5 protein-coding genes are annotated in these 6660 nt (G+C 48.4%); 4 read left to right on the plus strand and 1 reads right to left on the minus strand.

What is annotated here, in order from left to right:
- Positions 1-423: 423 nt before the first annotated feature.
- From QZ310_RS10945 to QZ310_RS10960, 4 genes are all read left to right on the plus strand, one after another.
- Complete coding sequence (locus QZ310_RS10945) at positions 424-1233, plus strand: FecR family protein (RefSeq protein WP_297072719.1); 810 nt, start codon at positions 424-426, stop codon at positions 1231-1233.
- The gene (locus tag QZ310_RS10950) at positions 1230-3842 is read left to right on the plus strand and encodes a TonB-dependent receptor (protein WP_297072721.1); all 2613 of its coding nucleotides are present in this window, start codon (positions 1230-1232) and stop codon (positions 3840-3842) included. The genes QZ310_RS10945 and QZ310_RS10950 overlap by 4 nt, the downstream gene beginning before the upstream one ends.
- A gap of 29 nt (positions 3843-3871) precedes the next feature.
- Positions 3872-4912, plus strand: a complete 1041-nt coding sequence (locus QZ310_RS10955) for a DUF4249 domain-containing protein (protein ID WP_297072723.1) — start codon at positions 3872-3874, stop codon at positions 4910-4912.
- A gap of 63 nt (positions 4913-4975) precedes the next feature.
- Entirely contained in the window at positions 4976-5503 is a 528-nt protein-coding gene (locus QZ310_RS10960; protein WP_297072726.1) for a hypothetical protein, read from the plus strand.
- Between the two features lie 566 nt (positions 5504-6069).
- Here QZ310_RS10960 and QZ310_RS10965 read toward each other — a convergent pair.
- The coding region (locus tag QZ310_RS10965) for a transposase (protein WP_297072728.1) at positions 6070-6660 on the minus strand (591 nt) is incomplete at its 5' end.

Genomic DNA, 6660 nt, shown 5'->3' on the forward strand with positions numbered 1-6660 from the left:
CATTGCATCGCGCTCGATGAGGGGCTACCATCGTATCGCTGCATTCGCAGCTTACCGGTTGCCATCCGGCTGAGTTATGCCATGATGCCTTCGCAGCTTACCGGTTGCTATCCGGCTGGGTGATGACATTATGCCTGCTATATAACTACACATCACTTATATAACTACCCATCACTTTTGTTATTTTTACTTAAGCTGGTGATGGAATCATCATTTGGACTTCGCAGCTTACCGGTTGCCCTCCGGCCGGGTGATGCCATGATACCTTCGCAGCTTGCCGGTTGCCATCCGGCAGGGTGGTGACATGATGTGGGGTAGGAGAAATATCATTTTTGAATTTTTTTGAAAAATTTTTGCTGAGGGCGTAGTAGTTTTTTGTCCTTTCTCTGTCTTAGGATAAAAACAAAGTGCAAAAATCAAGATATGGACAGAGAAAACAAATATCTACAATTCGTTTTAAAGTACTATGCGCCCGGGCGTTTCGACACCCGTAAGGCGTTGGCATCCTATAAATCGTCTCATCCGGCTGTCAAGCTGAGTCTGTGGCGACCATACGTCGCAGGAGTGGCTGCGATGATTGCGGTTTGTCTCCTCGTTGGTTACTATCTGATGCGTGGCAACGACAATCCTGTCGTGCTCTATGCGTCTGACTCGACTGCCACATATATTCTCCCCGACAGTTCGGAGGTGACGCTCTCTCCTCATTCTTCTCTCTCCTACGTTCCCTCGGATTTTAACGATGAGGCGCGCGATGTCGACATGCGTGGTCGCGTAGAGTTCAATGTCCGCAGGAATCCGCAGGCTCCGTTTACCGTCACGGCCACCTACGCATCCGTGAGGGTGTTGGGTACGCAGTTCACGGTTGCGGAGCTTGACGGCGATTCCATCACGGAGGTTTCGGTGACGAGCGGTAAGGTCTTGTTCACCGCCAAGGGTAGCGCAGAGGGTGTCGTCCTCACCCGTGGAATGGAGGCCGGTTTGCTGGTCGGAGCTTCCAAGCCGGTTGTCATGGAGGATGAGGCGACAGCTCCGCAGACGCGCAGATTTGTGTTTGACAATGCTCCTCTCGCCGATGTGCTCAAAGAACTTTCGGCTCATTTCAAAGTCGAGCTTAGCTGCCCGACCAAGGGGAAGACCCTCACCGCCGAGTTTGAGTCGGATGACCTCGATGAGATTATCATGCTGATTGAGAAATCGCTGAATGTCAAAATCGAAAGGACGGTGAAGAAATGAGGCAGACTGTATTCATCCTGATTCTGTTCGGGTGGCTGTCGACGGTCATTGCCTACGCTCAGCAGTCGGCCTCAGGCAACAAGACTGTGCGCGAGGTCATGGAGGAGTTGAAGAGGGAGCATGATGTGAATTTCGTCTATGATTCGTCCATCAGGCTTGATGTCCCTTACAGCGGTCCTTCCCTGAAAGGCAAGAGCCTGAAATCGAGTCTAAATAATCTTTTCAACCGCGTCGGGCTGAAATGGGAACGCAAGGGAAAGTATGTTGTCATTTTTCCACGCAGGGACTTCACGGTGAGTGGTTACGTCACTCAGGAGGATGGCGAGACTGTCATCAATGCCACAGTGCAGGACCTCCGTTCGGGGGCCGGTACAATGACAAATGAGCATGGTTTCTACAGCCTGACGCTTCCCGAGGGTCAACATTCCCTCCGCTATTCCTTCATCGGTTACACTGAGGAAGTAGCCGATGTGAAGCTGACATCTGACCAGACCCGCAATGTGACTCTTCACCCCGGTGAGGAACTTGAGGAGGTGGTCGTAACCGCCGACCTCAATTCCCCTCTGCATACAACACAGACAGGTAAAATCTCATTGACGGGAAAGGATCTTGACCGGGGTTATGCCTTGTTGAGTTCGCCGGATGTCGTCAAGACCTTGCAGACTCTTTCGGGAGTTGCAGCCGGAACAGATGTCACCTCCGGACTCTATGTACATGGCGGCAGCCATGACCAGAATCTTTTCATGCTCGACGGCACTCCGCTCTATCAGGTCAACCATCTCGGCGGTCTGTTTTCATCCTTCAACACAGATGTGGTCAAGAATATTGACTTTTATAAAAGCGGTTTTCCGGCACGTTACGGAGGTCGACTGTCATCAGTGGTCGATGTCCGCACCCGCGACGGCAACCTGTCGGAGTATCACGGCTCATTCAGCATCGGCCTCCTCGACGGTCGCCTCCAGTTTGAAGGGCCTATCGTCAAGAACCGCACCTCCTTCAACATCGGCCTCCGCCGGACATGGCTGGATCTGATAGCAGCTCCGTTGCAGAGGCTAAGTAATCATTCTTCAGATGACAAGACATACCTCCGGAGTGCTTTCCATGATTTCAATGCAAAGGTGACACATATCTTTTCCGAGCGTAGCCGTGCTGACCTCAACGTGTATTCCGGTGATGATCTTTTGAAAGCGACAGACGACATGCAGACTATCTCCGTATATCCTAATCCGGGCGAATTGGTGTTGAGGGAATATGCAAAGATGGATTTCCATTGGGGAAACTTTACGGCAGCATTAAATTGGAAATATCAGTTTTCTCCCAAACTATATGCCGTATTTACGGGGCTTTACACATATAACCGCTCGAAGAATTCCTATTATGAGAATGATACTGAATATGAGCACGGAGAGGAAACCTTCTGTACGCATACTGAAAACAAGAACCGTTCGACCATACATGACATGGGCTACAGGATGGAGTTTGACTACCGTCCCGGCCGTATGCACCATCTCCGCATGGGGTCAAACTATCTTCTGCACTTCTTCAAGCCGCAAAACTATAATTCTTTGAACTATTCGGGTGATACGATTGTGAGCGATACCCTCCGGCGCTCGCTTTCCGATTCATTCCACGGACACGAGATGTCGGTCTACATCGAGGATGACATTGCCTTCGGTGAGAATCTGAGATTGAATGCCGGTGTGCACTTCACGCTTTTCAATATACCCGGCCATACCTACAATTCATTGGAACCCCGCGTCGCCCTGCGCTATCAGTGCAACGATTGGCTGACACTCAAGGCTTCCTACACGAAGATGAGTCAGTTCATGCATCAGATGTCCAACACCTATCTGAATCTTCCGATGGACTATTGGGTGCCTTCGACAAAAAACATTCCACCTTCACGTTCTCATCAATATGCTGCGGGAGCCTATCTGATGCTGCCACGCAATCTGCGTTTCAGCTTGGAGGGGTACTATAAAACAATGTCTGACCTGATCGAATATGACGGAGGCAGTTCGCTCACCCCTCCCTATCAGAATTGGGAAGAGAATATGTGTCGGGGTCGCGGACGCGCATACGGGATTGAAGTGGGTGCTTCCTACGGCAACGAGCGGATCGGCATAAACGCGGCCTATACACTTTCATGGAGTGAGCGCAATTTCCCCGATTTCTACGATGGATGGTTTCCCGACAAGTTTGACAATCGCCACAAGTTCAATGTCAATTTTTCATGGAAGCTTTCGAAGGGGATTGACATCTATGCAGGATGGCTCTACCACAGCGGTAACCGCATGACGGTTGCTCAGCAAATTGTCATAGGTCCGATTATTCCGGGTGTAGGTGACCACTATACGACCCAATGGCTCTATGACAAGCCAAACAATCTTTCAATGCCAGGTTACCACCGTCTTGACCTCGGCATCAATTTCCGCAAAGTTGGAAAGAGCGGCAGGGAGCGTATATGGAACATCAGCCTTTACAATGCCTACTGTCAGATGAACCCGTTTTGTGTGCGGATAAAGCAGAATGAAGACGGGTCATTCCGGGGACAGGCCACTGCTATCACTCCGATTATTCCGTCCATAAGTTATACATTGAAATTCTGAATATCAAATATTATCAAACACGTCGTAAAATGAAATATATTAAATCCATCATATATGCAATTCTGTCACTCACGGTGGTTTCCTGCGATTCGTATTTTGATATTGACGGACTGCAGCCGACTGTAAGACTCGTGCTCTACAGCCTTCCGGTTGCGGGTCAGGATACGACAATCATTCAGCTATCGAAAAGTGTTCCGGTGTCCGCGGAGGGGCAACCTCAGCTTGGCTTTCCCGGAGGGGATGTCAAATTTGCAATCAATGGAGAACCGAAAGCCGTGTTTTGGAACGAAGAGCGGAAGGGCTGTCTGCCGGGGCAATGCTATTATACTGTTGCATCCATCCAATCCGGTGATAAGATTGGAGTAAGCGCGGAGCTTGACGGATTTCCGGTCGTGACATCAGAGACTGTTGTCCCGGAGCCTTTTAAGGTTGAGAAGGTCGAGATGCTTTATCGGTCCGATGAACTCAGCAATGTGCAGACCCGCGTGACTTTCACTGACCAGTCCGAAAGCGATGACTATTATGCAGTCAGGATGGTAAGACACGCCGTAAGATATAATTCTTCCGGTCCGACGACGAACATAGCGATAGCGGCTGAGGAACCTGTGGAGCTGAACTTTGATGATGAGCCGATATTTAACAACAAGGTTGGTCTTGATGCCACTCTTGATTTTGATTATGACTATGAATATAACCTATATATATGGACGGATGAGCAGATTAAGGGCCGTAGCTACACCTTGAAGTTCAGCAGTCCATATCAATCCCCGACAGAGTATTCATATACTGATTCTAATGGGGTTCTGCATACATTTAAACTTTATTACCAATATAAACTTTATCTCTATCATCTGTCTCCCGAGTTCTATAACTATCTTAAGTCGCTCAACGATAGCGAGAACAATCATTTCGGGAAATTCGGTCTTGCCCCGCTCAGATGCAGCTATACGAATGTGAAAAACGGTTTCGGAATAGTGGGTGGAAGCCGGATTGTTGAAACAGGATGGGCGCTTTCACCTGACAGTGACCATCCGGTGATGAACCTGCCGATAGATTCTGCTCATGATTGAATTGTGGGAGAACTATATAAATCAAACTAATCCAAAATTAAATAAACTAACCATTTAACAACGATGAACAACAAGTTTTTTGCAACGGGCGTCTGCCTGGTGCTTGCTCTTCTCATGCTTACTTCTTGCAGTAAGGAGAATGATTACAGTCCTGTCGAGGCTTCGACGGAGGCGTGTGTGATACGTGTGGAATGTCTTGGGACTGATGGGAGGAGTCTGCTGACGAACCGTGATTTTGTCAATTCAATCTCGATTGTGGGCAACAGTTCCCATTCAAATCTTAAGTTTGAGGTTGAGGGGACGGGTGAACACCGTTATCTCGTGTTCAAAGCCGATATTCCCGACAGCGGTGCAATGGAGTGGGGGAGCGACCGCCGTGAGGCTAAGGGGATGTCGAAACTGACCCTCCATTTTGGGAAGCAGAAGATGGAGATATCGTGTATGTTCAGATTCACCCCCAACCGTGCGCCTGTGGCCGTGGGAGGTAGTCTTACGCTCGAAGAGGTCAGCTACAATCACCGCACCGTGCAGCGCTCTGGCAGGCAGGTTTCGCTGACAGTCAGGATGGACAGGAACGGCAAGTTTAATTGACAGTTCGTCTATTGGGGGGGGATTGTTGGGATGCATTTTGGGGGGGATACAGAAGAACATAAGTTGAAGAAGAAACAGAAGTTTTTTCGTTTAATTTATATTCAAGTAATTTATATACAAGTGATTTAGAACCAAGTAATCTATATCTAATTTAGATACAAGTAATTTAGCCCCAGAGGGTTAATTTTAAGTGGTTTAATGTTAGGCAAGCTGCGGAGCAGCGATGCGGTGGTAGCCCCTCATCGAGCGCGATGCAATGAAGCCCGTAGGGCGGAATTGCGTCGCGCGAAGGTGTGGGGGGTGGAGAATAATTTTTCATCACGGGCATCGGAGATGTCCGATAATATTATGCCGTTGTAGGCAAATTGTCATTCCCGGTCTGATTCCAGGTGTTGTCGGAAATCGCGTATATCGGGCGGCGTGTTTTATTATCGGACATCTCCGATGCCCGTCGTGGTGGCATACATTACCCAACCCCACACCTTCGCACGATGCAATTCCGCCCTGCGGGCTTCATTGCCTCGCGCTCGATGAGGGGTTACCACCGTATTGCTGCTGCTATATAACTACCCATCGCTTATAGTTGCGCCAACAATCTTAGCGAGTTTATTTTCAAGATATTTTCGTCGTTTTTCCATATTAGCCAGTTTAAGGACTATTGCATTTTTTTCGTTCTGAGCCGTTACATCTTCTCTGTATTCCTCCTGTCTCAGCACCATGAAGTATACAATTTCTGCAATCTTGTGTGCAGTAGCTACAGTTGCCTGAGCTGCCCCCAATCTGGATTTTATTCTGCGGTAATAGTGTCCTAATGGTACATCTTTTTTCTGCAAAGCCATTGTACATTGACGGAACACTTGTCCTACAAGATTCTTCCTCTTGGGGACATTGCTTGATTTGAGATCTCCACCCGTAATTTTATCTATGGGGGTAAGATTGCACCATCGGCAGAATTTTGACGCTGATGGGAATTTGTTAACAAATCCCGGTCCGAGTTCCGACATCATTGTTAAAAGCGTTCCATGGCTGATGCCAGGTATCTTCATCAGGTTGACGCCAAACATATTGTAAGCATAATTTTCAATATCGAAATCTATTTTGTTCTTTTTGCAAATATGTTTTCCGGACCGAATCAATACCCCGGTCTTGCACCCGAA

Source organism: uncultured Duncaniella sp. (genome assembly GCF_910577345.1).
In the GTDB taxonomy this organism is placed as follows: domain Bacteria; phylum Bacteroidota; class Bacteroidia; order Bacteroidales; family Muribaculaceae; genus Duncaniella.